The sequence below is a fragment of the Spirosoma aureum genome (assembly GCF_011604685.1).
Taxonomy (GTDB): domain Bacteria; phylum Bacteroidota; class Bacteroidia; order Cytophagales; family Spirosomataceae; genus Spirosoma; species Spirosoma aureum.
This window is the reverse complement of record NZ_CP050063.1, coordinates 7703453-7720076: the sequence shown is the minus strand read 5'-3', so window position 1 is coordinate 7720076 and position 16624 is coordinate 7703453. Positions and strand designations below refer to the sequence as shown.

Here is a 16624-nt window from a genome sequence, read left to right as displayed (position 1 = left end):
AATGACAAAGCAAGATTGTTGAAAATTCTGAAAAACCATCCATTCACCGTAGGATCATTGGATAAGACAGGATTTTCAGGGAATATTACAGGAGTGGATGGTTTGCTTTGACCCCTATCCGTATTCGGATCTGATCAATATAAAAAAATACAGTCTGTTGCCAGATTTTCGCTCATAACTGTGCCGCGGTTTTATCCACAGAAAATAGCGGGCTGCCAGAAAAACTACTTAACTGTTTCTTTCCCTGCCCAATAGGTAACCAACCCGACGCCAATTTTATTAATGAGATCGGCAAGTGAAAAGGCGATATGAAGCCAGTTCGTATCGAAACTAAATACCGTCAGAATATAACCGATTGGATAAACACCCCAGAAAGTAACAGTACTAAGAGCCATCAATCGATAAGCCCATTGTTCCTGGGGTAAGGCATGGCTTGCAAACCGCTTCCAGAATTTGCGGAGGGTAACGGGAATCATAACATAGCCAATCGCTGCAACCCCGCCCCAGAGTAATTTTGGGCCAACCAGAATTTCGTTGTCGAACGCAAGTTGTTGCTCGCCAATGTAGCCTGCCAGAATCATAAAGAAATCAGCCAGCAGCATAATTAGTAGCGGGCGCTTAACACTTCGTAAGTCGATTCTTAGCATTAATACCATGTTGAGCAGCAACAAAGGTGTTGTAACGGCCCATTCCATGTACCGATATTGGCCAATGGCGTTGTAGGATTCCCGAATAAGTGTTTGCCGGTTTTCTGCATCCGAAAGAGTGGTCAGTTCGGCTAGCAGGTCGTGGTAGTAACCTTGTATGAAGAAGTAGGAAAGGCCCGCTATGGCTGAAATAATAGCCACAAGGGTCTGCGATGTCTGATAGCTGGAACTGACGCGGGTGCGCGCCGATAGAGCAAATATAAAATTCCCCAGAAAAGCGTACATGGTCACCATCAAAAGGAAGTACGTGACCATGGGAAGTAAGCCAACAGCGCCTGCCGTTGGAATAAACGTATCGGATAGCTTCATAAAAAAAACAGTACTGTAGAATGAGAACAGGCTCATTCGGCAGTACTGTCGCTTATACTTAATATTGGTTAGTTCTGCTTGGGTAATGCGGCTTTAGCCTGCGTCATTTCGGTCTGAGCTTTCGTGACCAGCTTCTGAGCGTAATCTCTCAGCGTTGCATTTTTTCCATATTGCAGATATGTATTGGCCAGATCAATGGCATCCTGCCGGTGATCGAGCAGAATAGTAACGAAGTTTTTATCGAAATCACTCGTCAGCTTATCTTCAATACCACCCTGCTGGAGTTTCAGCGCCATTGCCTGTACATTGCGACTCTGTTGCTGAGTGAATGCCTGATTCGGGCGGGATGGCTTAAGCTGCTTCAGGGTTTCGTCGATCAGAGCCGCATCACCTTGGGTGGCCGTTAATAAAGTCTGGGCCATCTGTTTCAACGATGAATCTTTACCATTCTGAATCTCCTGCTTCAACAAATCCTGTTCGCCCTGCGTGTGAAGCTTTGTCTGGAATGCATAATCAAAGTCGGGGTCGCCCGTTGGCTGTAATTTCTTGATTTTATCCATCATTTGCCGCATTGGTTGCAGCAATTGCGATTTAGCCGGGTCAGTCGTTGCTGTAGATGCCGTAGCCGCGCCGGTAGTTGCCTGCGCACAAGCGACTAATGAGCCACCAGCCAATGAGCTGGCCAGCAGCCAAACGAAGATATTAGCGTGTAGGGTTTTCATCGTGTTTGATTTATTATAAGTACGATACGATAGTTGGATAAACGCTGCCAAGTTAAGCAGCTCCTTACTAAAGACAAACTAAGACAAAAATGGTTTAACACATTCTTCATGTTGCTAGACAGAATTGTTATTACTCATAACCGTAACGGTTTGCCCGCTTATAGGCATCACTATCTCTATTGTTGGCCATCGATCATGTAATAGATCCGCCAGAGCCCGCAGACCCCATTCTTCGCTCCGCAGGTGTCCAATGGAAATGACGGCTATGCCCGTATCATCTACGGCCGGCTGTGCTGGCTTTCTATATTGACCGGTCAAATAAAGATCAGCGTCGCGGTCGTAAGCTTCCCGAATTAAAAGCTCATTCATCGCCCCCACAACCGCAATTCGACTAATCGTATGGGCTCCCGTTGGGCAACGGCCTGCTTCGGCTCTATCATAGCCGCCAAAGAGGCTGTTAACTTCCCGAAGTAGGGCATCAAATTCCTGTCCGACAATATCGAACAACATACCAATTGGGCGCTGGGGGAGCAATTCGCCATTGTCAGCTGTTGCCTGCCTGAATCCCAGGGGTTCGGGTTGTCCAAGTTTACTCATTAGGCTGGCCAGTAAGGGATTGTAACCCATTGTCAGTGTTTCGTCGAACGGCAGATGATGCGATAAAATGCCAATATCCCGAGGCATTCTGATCGTATCGAGCTTCCACGGGCGATGGATCCAGAGCGCATCGATTTGATGACCTGCAATCCATTCGGGCAAATCAGGCCAGGGTTCGAGGACCAGGCCCAAACGCGTAACGGGCTGGTCAGAAGGGTGATAGATTCCGCCTTGTTCACTAGGATCATAACGATCGATAGAAAATTCGTTTTTCAGAAAATCAGCTAGTTCCTTAAGGCTGCACCATTGATTATTCATACGCTAAATACCTGCTATTTTTGACATAAATTACTTGTCATCAACAGGCAGGTTAAATTTAATGATCAGGTTGTCAACTAAATAAACCCCGCAAAAGCGTTCCTGTTCACTATTTTAATCTGCCGTTTGCTCAAACCCGTTTGACTTTGTTCTAAATAAAGTAGTAAGTTTGCGGTCTAAATGTGCCCGCTACGGCGGCCCGAAAAGCCCATGAAGTTCCTCGCTTAAAAACCCACGCGGTTTTTTCTTCTTCAAGTTCCTGTCGCCCATCTGGGCCGATCGTTTCCATTTTCCTAGTCTTCATGCATTGTCTGTAGTCATCGTGACTTCGGCATAGCCTTTTTGATCCAATGACCAAATTTTTTCGGTTATTCCTGGCCGCATTACGTGGTACAGAAACCAATTTTACGTCCGGTAGTATCAACCGGGCCATCTTTTTACTGTCGGTTCCGATGATTCTGGAAATGGTCATGGAGTCGTTGTTTGCCGTTGTCGATGTGTTTTTTGTCGCCAAAATCGGTACAGAAGCCATTGCTACTGTGGGTCTTACCGAATCGGTACTGACCATTGTATACTCCATTGCTATTGGCCTCAGCACAGCAGCCACAGCCCTTGTATCCCGCCGGGTTGGGGAGGAGAACCACCGGGGGCAGGTACCGTGGTGGGGCAGGTAATTCTGGTGTCAACAGCATTAGGACTCTTCATGGGCGTGGTCGGTTTTGTCTTTGCCGAAGACATATTGCGGCTGATGGGTGGCGACGAAAAGCTTATTGGCAATGGTGTAGGATTCACCCGGATGATTTTCGCCAGCGCGCCCGCCATCATGCTGCTCTATACGCTGAGCGGCTGTTTGCGCGGTTCGGGCGATGCATCGGTGGCGATGCGGTCGCTGTGGCTGGCCAACGGCGTCAACATTGTGCTATGTCCGGTATTTATTTTCGGACTGGGGCCCTTTCCCGAACTGGGTGTTATGGGGTCGGCGGTGGCAACGACCGTTGGTCGGACGATGGGCGTTCTATATCAATTAAACGCCCTGACGCGCGTGAAAGGGGCAATCCAGGTGCTGCGCTCGGATGTTGTACCTGATATGAGCCTGATCAAAAATTTGCTCAGTCTGGCCGTTGGCGGGACCAGCCAGTTTCTGGTTGGCTCGGCCAGCTGGATATTCCTGACGCGTATTTTATCGACCTTTGGTAGCGATGTAGTGGCTGGGTATACCATTGCCATTCGGATCATTGTGTTTACAATTCTGCCTTCGTGGGGTATGGCCAATGCGGCTGCTACGCTGGTTGGACAGAATCTGGGGGCTAATCAGCCCGAACGTGCCGAAACCTCCGCCTGGCGGGCGGCTTTCTGCAACATGCTCTTTTTAGCAGCCGTTGGCGTTGGTTTCTTCCTGGGAGCCACTCCCATAGTTGGCTTGTTCGACAACAACGTCCGTGTAGTAGCCATTGCGGTAGAATGCCTGCGCGTATTCTGCCTGGGCTATCTGTTTATGGCGTATGGAATGGTATTGAGTCAGTCGCTCAATGGCGCGGGCGACACCCGTACCCCAACAATCATCAACATTTTTTGTTTTTGGGTCGTTGAAATTCCACTTGCCTATACGCTTGCTCACCTACTGAACTGGGGTCCTGAGGGTGTATTCTGGTCGGTAGCTATCAGCGAGACATTGTTGGCCGGAATTGCCATCTGGGTTTTCCGACGAGGACACTGGAAAATGGTTCAAGTGTAATGCTATTCAGTTGGTTTCGGCAGAATGATCGGGCAGATTCGCTGTCGAAACTTTTAGTCAAAATGGCCCGTTATAATTTACAGGCTTATAGCTTATCAGAAAGAAACCGGTTGGGTTAATAACACCTGATGGATTGATCATCGCATTGGCGGGCAGTTTTTCAGGATCGGGTTTGCGGACCTGATAGTACCTGGAAAATACGTTCTTTCATAAGCTATAAATCGCCTAATCACCTTTAAGAATTTACATGGTCGACACTCATAAACAACCCGAAACCGCTGTGTTGGTCGCGCTGATTACGCAAAAGCAAACCGCCGACCAAACCAAAGAATACATAGACGAATTAGCGTTCCTGGCCGAAACGTCGGGCGTTAAAACAATAAAATCATTTACTCAAAAACTCGATCGGCCCGATACCCGGACCTTTGTGGGCAAGGGAAAACTGGAAGAGATTCAGACCTTTATTCTGGCTAATCCGGTCGATAGCATCATTTTCGATGATGATCTGACCCCTGCTCAGGTGCGTAACCTGGAAGCTGAATTTAAGGAGATCAAAGTCCTCGATCGGAGCCTGCTTATTCTGAATATTTTTTCGATGCGGGCGCAGACGGCCCAGTCGCGTGTTCAGGTCGAACTGGCCCAATATCAGTATCTGTATCCACGTCTGACTCGAATGTGGACTCACCTTAGCCGCCAGAAAGGTGGCACGGGAATGCGCGGGCCGGGTGAGAAGGAACTTGAAACTGACCGACGGATTGTAAAAGACCGGATCGCGTTTCTGAAAGAGAAACTCGCCAAGATCGATAAACAAAGTGTCACGCGCCGGAAGGAACGAGACCGGCTGGTGCGGGTAGCGCTGGTGGGTTACACAAACGTTGGTAAGTCGACGCTCATGCGAACGATGGCTAAAACGGACGTATTTGCCGAAAATAAGCTCTTTGCTACGGTCGATTCGACGGTTCGGAAGGTAACACTTGGCAATATTCCGTTCCTGTTGACAGATACCGTTGGGTTTATCCGCAAACTACCGACAACGCTGATCGAGTCGTTTAAATCGACGTTGGACGAGGTACGTGAGGCCGATATTCTGGTTCACGTGGTGGATGTATCACATCCGAATTTTGAAGAGCAGATTGAGGTCGTGAATACGACGCTGGCCGATATTAAAGCCGCTGATAAACCGATGGTGCTGGTTTTCAATAAAATGGACCAATTTGTACCAAAAGACGAATGGGCAGAGAAAACCACTTCGTTGGACGACGAATTCAGTGATGACTTGTTGCACGAAGAAGTTGTCATTCCGGTTGCTGTGCGCCGAAAAACGGCGCTGGAGTATTTGAAGAAAACCTATCTGGCCCAAAAGGCAGACTATGTGGCCTTCATTTCGGCACAGACTGGCGAGAACGTCGGTGAGCTACGGGAGTTGCTTTATGATCTGGTCATGGAGAAGCATTACCAGATTTACCCAAATTGGGTGCATGTACCACTAACCGAATCGGCCGAATATGGCGACGGTTTGGCAGGTTGACGGATTTTCGTCAAATTTGTATTTACAAAGACGAGCGGTCAGAATGACCGCTCCTTTTTTGGTCTCGTAGTTCAACGGATAGAATAGACGTTTCCTAAACGTTTGATATGGGTTCGATTCCCGTCGAGACCACAAAAAGTCTATATAAGTCATTGATTAATATTATTTTGTGTAGGCATTTTTAAAATTTGTTGACAGATTATTATATACATTCTAAAAAGTAAACTTTAAATGATTTAGGGACTTTACCTTTCGACAAGTCATAAGCCCTCTTCATTTGCAATACTTTTCTCATTTTAGGCGTAGGCTTACTTCGGTAATGCATCTTTGCATAAGGCTTATATATCTCATTGTAGAGATTGTCTGATTTTAATCCAGGTTCAAAAGTCTTATCTAGATAGCGATAGTATTTTGAATACGTTTGACTTTCGTACAATGTCCCTTGTAAAGCTTTACGGGATAAATAATATTTTCCAGCTAAATATAGAGTTCGGCAACGTTCCCCTGTCATTGGACAAACAAAGTACCATACTTGACCTTTTGCCAAGTTACTTGGTATTTGCGTCAATGCAATTTGATAATTTACTGACTTTCCGTCAATCTAATAATCTAATTCAATATAATTTCCCGGTTTAGTACAATTATAATTGACGCTAACGTTTTTAGTTCCCCTTTTATTTCCATTACTGTATATCGTCAACCGAAAGTGGACAGATGCGGGCGAAAAGAGAAGAGATGCCTTTAACCAATTTGTAGTTTCTGAAAAATATGACCACAGCGGTGGGCCGCTTTTCCGCCGTTGGGCCATCGTTAGCTCCGGTGCGACTTGATTTTTTCCGTTCGGCTACGATTTGTTCTTGTCGGCCCCAGTATGCATCGGCGGGGCGTACGTTATTGATCGTTCGCACCGATTTCTATGGGCTATGCAAGCGGTGACACATAATTTTTGTTATATTTTTCGCCCCGACGCACAACTGCGTATACCCGATGGATCAGCCGCTCGGCGGTCCGATTGTTACGAACGGCATTCAGCACCAGCATCTTATTCTTATCCTCACCTACTTTACGTTGGTAATAGCTCTGAAGCTCCCCCTTCATTTGAATAACCGACATAGCCCCTAGACGAAACAAGGTTTTCAACCGTTTTCTAGCTTGGTGACTGAGTCGGGTCTTACCCCGGATACTAGTGCCTGAGCGATATTCAAATGGAGCCACGCCCGCATGGCAATCGGACGGCCGAAGCCGCCATCTGCTTAGGATCAGTGATGGCCTTCATTTCATTGGTAACCACCAAGATTTCAGTCGCTGTCGCTGGACCGATTCTTGGGACAGAAACGATCCAATTAAAGAGTTCTTTAAGGCGAGTATCAGCTTGGATAAGACTCTGAATCTGGTGATCAATTACTTTTTGCTCTTCCTTAAGGGCCATCAACGACTTTCGGCTATTACGTTGAAGTTGCTTTTGTAAAAGGGGATTGACAAATGACTGCGCTGGCAGCCCGGTCTTGTTCAATGAGTGGCCCAGCTAATAAATTATACGCCTGAATAAGCCGTTGGCGGGCAGCACTTAAGAACGTTAACTGCTGAATAAGCTACCGAGGTGGTTCCCATAAGCGGACCTGATCACGAAAGCGATAGTGGTACGCCACCGCGGGCATACTCCGCAATCCGTTGAGCATCGACGGTGTCATTTTTGCCCCGCTGCATACCGCCTGACTGCTTGATTTGTAAGCTGTTCTCTAACCAGATAGGTACATGTAGCTTATGCAAAAAATCTAGTAAGTGGGCGTTGTATATCCCTGTGTGCTCCATACAGAATAGGGCTTCCGCTGGATTCCAGGTAGGTAGTTGCTTTAACTGACGTTGTCTCTTCACCTTTTCACCGCATTTGTCCACTTTTACTTGACGACGTACAATCGGGCTAATCCGCAAAACCTGCCCCTCGACAGGATCAATCGTTTTCGAGAGACTGCCGAGGAGTTTGTTTACCCCAAAACGTTCAACAGCCGAACCTATTTCCAAAACCTGCTTGGAACAACTAAAACGGACAACGAAGCAGTCTCCGTAGTGTTGCACTTCAGTCCCGAACGCAGTAAGTATGTAGAAACGAAGAAAATTCACCCAACGCAGAAAGCAACTCGGCTACCTGATGGCAGATTAGAGGGCCGGCTTCTGGGCGATCTTGACCCGTCGTGGTAATCCAGGCCCGTATAGCAACACAGCAGTGCCCATTTGCGGGCAACATCCGCCATATCATGCAACGGCAATTGCCAGAGTTTAGTCACATGCGATTCCGCAAGGAACCGGATCGGCCTATCCTTTAGTAGGGAAGGTACGCTTTCTAAGCAGACGGTCAAGCGTTCGAGTCGCTTCGGGATCACATGGAATTTTAAGCACTTAACATTTTATGTTGAGTGCTTTTTTGTTGTACCTAACAACAAAATGTTATTTCCTAACATTTCTATGTAAGAAGGATATATTAACACCCGTTTTAGGTAGTAGTTTGTAATGCAATGGCATTTGGTAATTTAGCCGTTTAAAATCAAAAACGGCTTTTTATGCGCTGGATTACCCGTGAACGTCCTAAAATTGACCGGCTTGCCTGCCCCTGGCTGATCCGTAGATTTATTGACCCGGAAGCCGAAATTATTTTCGTACAGGAATCGCAGGTACAAATGAAAGCGCAGGAGTTAGACGCGACGCCATTCGACATTCCGGGAGTAGAATATACGCATTACGAAGGCCGCTGCACATTTGATTATTTCCTGGAGAAGTACGCGCTAATAGATCCGGCCCTACAGATAATAGCTCCCATTGTTCGGGGCGCCGACATTGATGATCATTTGCTGGCTTCGCAGGCTGCTGGACTTTGGGCCATTTCGGCAGGTATGGCTTTCAACATCCGTGACGATCATGAATTACTGGCACAGGGAATGATTTTATATGATGCACTTTATAGTTGGGCAAAATACCTACAACGCCAGAAGCACACGCAAAGCCCGACAGAAAAGCTATTGCTACAGGTACTTCATACCTACGAAAAACCGAAGAAAAAAGCACCTGTCTGGGTAAAGGAGCTTCGGGAAATGATTCAGGATCAGATTGATACAAACCTGTCGTTGAGCCTGAAAGGCTTATCGGAAAATCTGTCGGTCAATCCCGCCTATCTGTCGCGAGAGTTCTCGCGGTATTTCGATAATCTGTCATTTGGCGAATACATCCGTAAACTTCGTATCGAAAAATCGCTTCAGTTACTTGAATCAACTGCTTACACATTGTCTGAAATAGCTTACCTGACTGGATTCTCTGATCAGAGTCATTTTAACCGGATTTTTAAGAAACAGATTGGGCTAAACCCCTCCGAGTACCGAAAAAGCTGGCTAAAAGGTAAAGCAGATACAAAAGGTTAATTCTATTCTATTTTTCGCGCAAAGACGCCTGTAGCATTGTAGTGGAAATTGTTTCCGATTACGATATGCAACGACGTTACTCCCTTGGTTCGGGGCCTGATTCATCCCCTAAAAGAATATCTGTTCAGTTTTTATTCTGGCTACTGATCGGGATATGGCCAATAGATGTTAGTGCGCAGACCACCGTACCAACTCCACCCCGAATGGCTGGTTATCTGGGCATACTTCACCCGTTGGTTACCATTGATGGCAATGGCAGCGAGACTAATTTTTCTGATTATTACGTCGTCGGATTTCCGATCGGGCTGAACCTGTGGAAGACCGATCGAGTGGGCTTTTCGGCCGAGATTGTCCCCATTATCCGTGCAGAAAACCATGTCAGTCGGGTTAGTAATGTGTTGTTTCACCCCGGTATACTGCTTGGTTTAGGAAACGGGTTCACGTTTGCGGGTCGACTGGCTTTTGAAACAAACGGGCGCTATGGCGTTACCCCTGTATTTAACAAAGTTGTAAAGCGGAATAAAGACAGTTCTTATTTCGTAGCCATACCCATACCCGTTCGGTTTGGTAATGACCGCTCTGCTTCAGCCGCCGTTGGGTTTCAGTTTGGTATTGCGTTTTAAAAATGCATATTCGTTGTCGACTTAACCTTTCTGCCATGTCTATGAAACGAAGAAATTTTCTGCAAACGGCGATCGTAGCAGGTGCCATTCCCATTTGTTCGACTTCCGGTACCGATGCGTTACTCATTGGGCCTACCCCTGCATTGTCGGCGGAAGAACAGGACGTCATTGCAACTGCACTGGGGAAAAAAGGAACTTACAACGAAGCTCAGGCTACCTACTCAGTCCCCTTACCACGTATGGATCTGAAAGTGACCCTAAAAGGTGAACCTGTTCCTATTCCGTTTGGCTTCGGTGGATGGGTTGCTTTCAAGAAAACACTCGACGGAAAGCAGACTGTTATGATGAGCGATACGGTTCTACTCGAAGAAGAGGTGAACCCGTTGATTGATGCGGTTCACGCTGCCGGGCTGGAGATTGGTGCTATTCACAATCACTTTTTTTACGAACAGCCCCGCATTTTTTACATGCACCTGCACGGTATGGGCGATGTGAGCAATCTGGCAAAAAAGTACGCACAGGCTATTCAACGTACGAAACTTTTTCCGGCCAATCAGCCCAACGGAACCCAATCAGCAACAGCTTCCCAAACGGGTAAGGAATTGTTTGATTTGCCTGCTTTGGATGAGATTGTGAAACATAAAGGAGTAGTAAACGGACCCACCTATAAATATACTGTAGGCCGCGATGATGTGCAGATTACGGCGATGGGTGCAGAAATGACTGCGGCTATCGGATTAAATTCCTGGGCGTCGTTTGCGGGTCAGCAGTCTGGCGCCCATATAGCAGGCGACATTGCTATGCTCGAAAGTGAAGTGAATTCAGTCGTAAAAATCTTACGGAAGAATAACCTGGAAGTGGTTGCACTCCACCACCATATGCTGGGTGACCAACCACGAACGGTGTTTTTACATTACTACGGTCGTGGCCCTGCCACCGATCTGGCGCGTGGCTTTCGGGCAGCACTTGATCAACTTGGTAAAGGAACACCAGCTATGAAGCATTAAACAAAGCAATGGTTATCCCGACAACTGCTTATACACGCCGACAACTTACGGTCTATTTTCTGAAGCTAGGCACATTTGGTTTCGGCGGTCCTCCCGCCTTGGTGAGCGCTATGTACCGCGACCTGGTTCAGGATCGGAGATGGATTGATGAAACTGATTATCGGGAAGGTGTAGCGCTGGCGCAATTAGCTCCGGGGCCATTAGCAGCCCAGTTGGCCATTTATCTTGGCTATGTGCACTATGGGATTCTGGGCGCTACGATTGTTGGGGTGGCCTTCGTATTGCCTTCTTTTTTGATGGTACTGGCGTTAGGCTGGGCATATGTACACTTTGGCGGATTGCCCTGGATGCAGGCCATGTTTTATGGCGTTGGCTCAGCTGTTATTGGGCTTATTGCCATTGGAACGTATAAACTCGCCAATAAAACTGTCGCAAAAGATGGGCTAAGCTGGGGGCTGTTTATTGTCTCGGCGGTTACAACGGTCGTTATGGAATCGGAGTTATTGTGGCTAGTAGTTGGTTCAGGCATTCTATACTGGTTTGTAAAGGCATCGCCCTACAGTCTACCTGGGCGAACCGGCAACGTCTGGGCTCCCGTTCTGACTCAGGTGTTGGCAATACCCACTGATTCGATTTTATGGAAACTGGCTATTTTCTTCGCCAAAGCTGGGGCTTTTGTGTTCGGTAGTGGGTTGGCTATCGTTCCATTTCTGTATGGTGGTGTTGTCAAAGAATACGGCTGGCTGACCGAACAGCAGTTTTTAGATGCCGTTGCGGTGGCCATGATTACCCCTGGTCCTGTTGTCATTACCGTTGCGTTTATCGGCTATCTGGTAGCCGGTTTTTGGGGTGCGGTTGTGGCGGCACTGGCTACATTTCTACCCTGTTATCTGCTGACAGTTTTACCGGCTCCCTACTTCAAAAAGTATGGTAAACATCCGGGCATCAAGGCGTTTGTCGATGGCGTAACCATTGCCGCTGTAGGAGCTATTGCCGGAGCCGTCGTTGTGCTGGCCCGTCGGCAACTTATCGATCTGCCTGCGATTGGCATTGCACTCGTAACCATATTACTCCTGTACCGATTCAAAAAACTACCCGAACTGGGTGTGATTGCCGCAGCGGCCATTCTTGGAGTTCTGTTGCGTCAGGCGTTGTAGGAATTTCGATATACCTTCTGCTGGTTCAGACTTCATATCAAATCCCATTCTTTCCGGTATTCCCTGAACAACATGGCATTGGCTTCGGAATTATGCCTGAATTTTTCTTTGCGGGGATTCCACTCCAGTGGCTGACCAAGCCGGTACGAGATCAGGCCGAGATGCATGGGCATTGTCATTTGGCGGGCATAGGCCAGATTAGACTCCGGTTGCTTGCGTGATTTTACTGAATTGATGAAATTTTGCTGATGCCCCGGCGACCGTTCAAGGGTGATAGGGACTTCGGCGATATCGCTCATAATGACCCCATTGATCGTGATTTCGCGGGTGTTGTAATCGCAAAGCAGTGTGCCTTTCTCGCCCTCAAAATAAGCTCCGATACCACGTTTTTCAGCCCCTGGCACATTAGGTGGTGTGCTGGTCCAATGAAGTTTCAGTCCGTCGAACTCATAATCAATATCGATCCATTTGGGCGCGTCGCCAATACCTTCGGGTGCTTCGCCCTTTGCAGAAATACGCTTCAGGCCAGTCGGATTGATGGCCCACCACACGACATCGGCTATGTGACACCAGAAATCCTGAAACACACCACCTGAATAATCCAGAAAGTAGCGATACGTAAAATGACACCGTTCCGGCGTATACAGCGAGACGGGAGCGGGCCCCTGCCACATATCCCAGTTCAATGTAGACGGTGGTGCCTGATAGTTGGCCGGTCCCAGCACGGGCGGAAATCCGGTTTTCCAGAGCCGAACGGTATGTACCTTGCCAATGGTCCCACTCTGAATGATTTCTACAACGCGGTGGTAGTTGTCGCCCGCGTGAATCTGCGTACCTAGCTGAAAAATGCGGTCATATCGATTAAGGGCTTTGAGCATTTTCTGCCCTTCGCGGACGCTGTAGGAGAGGGGTTTTTCGCCATAAACGTCTTTGCCGGCCTGAAACGCCATGATGGCAACCTGGGCGTGCCAGTGGTCGGGGGTAGCGCAGGTAATAGCGTCGATATCGGAGCGGTCGAGCAGATGACGAAAATCGGAGTAGGTTTTGGCCGTCGTGTCAGGGTGTACTTTTTTGAGCGTATCCAGGGCTTTGGCCAGATGCGTCTCGTCCAGATCGCACAGTCCAACGACGTCAACTTCGGGTAGATTGGCAAACCAGTTCAGGTGATTGGTTCCCATACCGTTCAGGCCGATGTGGGCTACGCGCACCCGATCGCTGGGGGCAACTTTGCGTTTCAGTTTAGGGAAGACAGCTAAACTCAGCGCAGCCGCGCTGCTTTGTTTCAGGAAATCCCGGCGAGTCGGTTGAAAGGTCTTCATGTAGAGTAGGCAGGTTTGTATCGCAAACGAGTCGGTTCTTTACCTGAAGAAATAAGGTGTCAAAATTCTACTGTAAACGCGGTGCTGAGATTACACAACTGCCAGTTACGGGCGATTTTCAAATCATTTGTTCAATACCGGCTGCTCTCTGTTATACCCCAGACAATATTCATTCCAGACGCTGTGCAGATAAGTTGTATAATGCTTGAGAAATGTATTTTCAATATGTAAGTTTTCGATTAAAGTCTCTTTTTCTGCCAGAAGTGTCTCAACGGTTTCGGGAAGTTCTGGCTTTGGGCAATTCGTTATGTGGTAGTTTTTGAGTACGTCGGGAGTAGTTTCCAGCGCATTGGCAATCTCAGGCAATCGTTTGGCGCAACGCTCGTTATTGTTTTCAATCCGATGATAGGTCGTTTGATGGACATTGATTTTATCGGCTACATACTCCTGTTTGATGTGATGATCATTGCGGTATTGCTTGATGTTCTCTGCTAATCCCATAATGGTATGAAGAAGTAGATTCAAGACGATGAATTTGTTGGGTATGACGATAAATAACGACATAAGTAATGAAATATATATTTTTGGATACTTTTTTTTCTGATAGAAATTTTCAAATTTAATATATTGATAATCAGTGATATAGGCAGTAGGTGGTAGATGCCTATTTATGAGTAAACAATTTATTTAACGGTATAAGTAGGATTATAAAAGCATAAAATGGCATAAAAAAGCATAAAAAACGCATAACAATGAGCCGATGTAGGCTACATCTTTGAGCTATCGCTTCGGTGCGGAGTGGCGGCAACGACCGACCGACCAATCCGACAATAGCTCGTGAAATGGCTTTATTCGACACGCTATCAAATACTACCGACGAAAATGCAACGGCAACACTTTACGCCCTGGTGAAGGAGCTAGGTGCAAAAGTGACGCGTGCAACTGTTCAGGAAGAACTCTCGCAACATCCTGACTTTCCTAGCTTGCTTAGTTTAAGTGACCTGCTTACCGATTGGCATATTGACAATACAGCCCTCCAACTCAATACGACCGAGCAACTCCGTGAATTACCAGTACCTTTTGTTGCACACCTCCATAAGAATGGTGGTTGGTATGTATTAGTGACTGCTTTAACAGGCAACCGAATTACATATAGTGACAATACCCAGGGACGTAAGAGCGATTTATTGACTGACTTTGAAAAGAACTGGTCGGGTATAGTGTTGTTGGCCGAAACAAACGAACAGTCTGGTGAATCCGACTATAGTGCCCATCGTAAACGGGAAGTCCTTAATGAATTACGCGGCCCGTTTGCGTTGGTTGGCTCACTGCTTATTTTTTTTGTCATCATCCTGAGCGTAGCGAAGGACCTTAAAGCAACGGACTGGTTCCTGCTGGCTACAAAGTCAACGGGTTTGCTACTCAGCGGTTTGTTGGTAGCTAAACAGTTGGGCAGTAAAAATGCCCTGGCCGACCGTCTATGTAGTATTAATGCCAAAACCAATTGCGATGATGTACTTAACTCCCCAGCCGCCAAGCTGTGGGGGTGGCTCAGTTGGACCGATGTTGGGTTGCTCTATTTTGCAGGTGGCTTGATTACAGTTTTAATTATAGGTTTCCAGCCTGCTGTCCGCCCATTGCTGTCCGGTTTGGCGTGGCTGGCGTTGCCCTATACCCTGTTTTCGGTCTATTATCAGGCTCGCGTCATTCGGCAATGGTGTTCGTTGTGTCTGGCAGTACAGGCAGTTTTATTAGTAGAGGGAATGCTGGCGGCTATTCAGTTAAATGCATTGCCTGATTTTGTACAGCCTTATCTGCTCATACTGATTACGTTCTTATTGCCAACACTGGCGTGGGTAATCCTAAAGCCATTATTAGCTCATCTTCCCAAAAGCCGCCAGGACCATAACGAGCTAATGCAATTTAAACGTAATCCTGATTTGTTCCGGGCGCTGCTATTGCAGCAACCGGAGATGCAGCCGATTTCTGCCGATTTACACCCGATTGTGCTGGGTAATCCAAATGCGAAAAATATTCTAACGATAGTAACTAATCCATACTGTAGCCCTTGCGCTCGTAAGCACAAAGAAATAAGTGGCCTCCTTAGTCGAAATTCTAATATAGGAGTTCGTGTTGTTTTTTATACTTCAGAAAATAGCAATGACAGAATAACTAAGCTTGCTCAACATCTATTGGCACTAGACTCGTCGTTAGTTGACGATGCGCTAACAGCTTGGTTTAGTCAACCGCAACACAATTATGAAAGGTGGGCCTCCAAGTTCCCTGCCAATTTGGAAAATACTTTGCAAGTAGCACTAGAGCATGGACGTTGGTGCCGGACAGCTCAGATCACCTTTACACCTACTTCGTTCCTTAATAATTTTCGCTTTCCCGGCTACTACCACATTGGGGACATCACTTGGCTACTTTCAAGTGATGTAAATGAATCCATCGCGTTATTATGAAGACTGTTCTTTTTTATAGTGACTTAAATAAGGCACTACTATTCCATAGTTGGTTTGTATCATCTACCTCAAGAACAGGATTACACTATGCCTATTTAGACACTAGCTCGCTATTGACAATTTCTAATTAGCATGCATTCTGTCGAACAGTTGTTGGCCAGTACTATGCTTGAAGTAGTGTTTTTTGATAATGTACCAGTGACCCAAGGCGTTTTGAAACGACTTGGCTTATGAAAGTTGGATTTGAATTGTTCAAATCATATAAATTAATTTTTAACCTTTAAACAATTACGGTATGAAACATGTAATGTCAAAATTTGCAAACAAAATACTTTCTAAAGAAAAAATGAAGAAAGTGACTGGAGGTCTCCTCGATGGTTGCCCGGCCGGTGCGTGTTTTGAGAAATCAGACTGCGGATCTGGTTGCACAAGTTGTAGCTCACCTGACGGCAAACAATATGGCTCGTGTAGTTAAGTGAATTGAGAGGTGGGCTTAAATAGAAACCGTGTCTGTGATTGGATTGATTTGGTTATCAACACTTGAACATACATAGGTTTCTATTTAAGCCCACCTCTCAAGTATTTACTTAGAAACTGTTTAAGCGTTTAAAAACGGTGGTGAATTAGCTGTTTTTTGCCATGCTGTGGTCTGCTAATAAACTGTCTATGAGCCGACTTTAACCGGCCGGCCGAAACAGATGCTTCGGGCCTCAGCATGACTAAACAA

15 protein-coding genes, 1 tRNA gene and 1 pseudogene are annotated in these 16624 nt (G+C 46.7%); 9 read left to right on the top strand and 8 right to left on the bottom strand.

The annotated features are described in order from the left end of the window. Nucleotides 1-224: 224 nt before the first annotated feature. The 3 genes from G8759_RS30865 to G8759_RS30855 all read right to left on the bottom strand — a co-directional run bounded on the left by G8759_RS30865 (nt 225) and on the right by G8759_RS30855 (nt 2653). On the bottom strand, nt 225-1016 hold the full coding sequence (locus G8759_RS30865; RefSeq protein WP_167216897.1) for a bacteriorhodopsin: 792 nt from the start codon (nt 1014-1016) through the stop codon (nt 225-227). A 68-nt stretch (nt 1017-1084) separates the two neighbouring features. Continuing rightward, complete coding sequence (locus G8759_RS30860) at nt 1085-1738, bottom strand: DUF305 domain-containing protein (protein ID WP_167216895.1); 654 nt, start codon at nt 1736-1738, stop codon at nt 1085-1087. 114 nt (nt 1739-1852) lie between these two features. Continuing rightward, on the bottom strand, nt 1853-2653 hold the full coding sequence (locus G8759_RS30855) for a Nif3-like dinuclear metal center hexameric protein (RefSeq protein ID WP_167216893.1): 801 nt from the start codon (nt 2651-2653) through the stop codon (nt 1853-1855). A gap of 350 nt (nt 2654-3003) precedes the next feature. On the opposite strand from G8759_RS30855, the pseudogene G8759_RS30850 reads away from it, so the two are divergent. The 3 genes and pseudogenes from G8759_RS30850 (at nt 3004) to G8759_RS30840 (ending at nt 6048) form a co-directional block, all read left to right on the top strand. Continuing rightward, nucleotides 3004-4388, top strand: a pseudogene (locus tag G8759_RS30850) (MATE family efflux transporter). 247 nt (nt 4389-4635) lie between these two features. After that, nucleotides 4636-5916: a GTPase HflX gene (hflX, locus tag G8759_RS30845; RefSeq protein WP_167216891.1), complete on the top strand. Its 1281-nt coding sequence runs from the start codon at nt 4636-4638 to the stop codon at nt 5914-5916. 60 nt (nt 5917-5976) lie between these two features. Then, nucleotides 5977-6048, top strand: a tRNA-Arg gene (locus G8759_RS30840). A 789-nt stretch (nt 6049-6837) separates the two neighbouring features. Here G8759_RS30840 and G8759_RS36095 read toward each other — a convergent pair. The 3 genes from G8759_RS36095 to G8759_RS36085 form a co-directional block, all read right to left on the bottom strand. Then, nucleotides 6838-7131 (bottom strand): IS110 family transposase, encoded by a 294-nt coding sequence (locus tag G8759_RS36095; RefSeq protein WP_232074013.1) that lies wholly within the window; start codon nt 7129-7131, stop codon nt 6838-6840. Beyond that, nucleotides 7118-7429, bottom strand: coding sequence for a hypothetical protein (locus G8759_RS36090; protein WP_232074012.1), 312 nt, complete (start codon nt 7427-7429; stop codon nt 7118-7120). Before G8759_RS36090 ends, G8759_RS36095 begins: the two co-directional genes overlap by 14 nt. Nucleotides 7430-7539: 110 nt before the next feature. Continuing rightward, nucleotides 7540-7791, bottom strand: coding sequence for an IS110 family transposase (locus G8759_RS36085; protein ID WP_232074011.1), 252 nt, complete (start codon nt 7789-7791; stop codon nt 7540-7542). Between the two features lie 27 nt (nt 7792-7818). On the opposite strand from G8759_RS36085, the gene G8759_RS30830 reads away from it, so the two are divergent. From G8759_RS30830 to G8759_RS30810, 5 genes are all read left to right on the top strand, one after another. Next, nucleotides 7819-8115, top strand: a complete 297-nt coding sequence (locus G8759_RS30830) for a WYL domain-containing protein (RefSeq protein ID WP_167216889.1) — start codon at nt 7819-7821, stop codon at nt 8113-8115. A gap of 359 nt (nt 8116-8474) precedes the next feature. Then, nucleotides 8475-9326 carry a chromate resistance protein ChrB domain-containing protein gene (locus G8759_RS30825; RefSeq protein WP_167216887.1) on the top strand — a complete coding sequence of 284 codons (852 nt, stop codon included), beginning with the start codon at nt 8475-8477 and terminating at the stop codon, nt 9324-9326. A 65-nt stretch (nt 9327-9391) separates the two neighbouring features. Beyond that, a complete protein-coding gene (locus G8759_RS30820; RefSeq protein WP_232074010.1) occupies nt 9392-9949 on the top strand; it encodes a hypothetical protein in 558 nt (185 codons plus the stop codon). A 41-nt stretch (nt 9950-9990) separates the two neighbouring features. Further along, entirely contained in the window at nt 9991-10956 is a 966-nt protein-coding gene (locus G8759_RS30815; protein ID WP_167216885.1) for a DUF1259 domain-containing protein, read from the top strand. An 8-nt stretch (nt 10957-10964) separates the two neighbouring features. Beyond that, nucleotides 10965-12113: a chromate transporter gene (locus tag G8759_RS30810; RefSeq protein WP_167216883.1), complete on the top strand. Its 1149-nt coding sequence runs from the start codon at nt 10965-10967 to the stop codon at nt 12111-12113. Nucleotides 12114-12145: 32 nt separating this feature from the next. Here the strand turns inward: G8759_RS30810 and G8759_RS30805 are convergent, their stop codons facing one another. Continuing rightward, complete coding sequence (locus G8759_RS30805) at nt 12146-13432, bottom strand: Gfo/Idh/MocA family protein (protein ID WP_167216881.1); 1287 nt, start codon at nt 13430-13432, stop codon at nt 12146-12148. 123 nt (nt 13433-13555) lie between these two features. Continuing rightward, nucleotides 13556-13957: a helix-turn-helix domain-containing protein gene (locus G8759_RS30800; protein WP_167216879.1), complete on the bottom strand. Its 402-nt coding sequence runs from the start codon at nt 13955-13957 to the stop codon at nt 13556-13558. 317 nt (nt 13958-14274) lie between these two features. On the opposite strand from G8759_RS30800, the gene G8759_RS30795 reads away from it, so the two are divergent. After that, complete coding sequence (locus G8759_RS30795; protein WP_167216877.1) at nt 14275-15897, top strand: vitamin K epoxide reductase family protein; 1623 nt, start codon at nt 14275-14277, stop codon at nt 15895-15897. Nucleotides 15898-16624 lie beyond the last annotated feature (727 nt).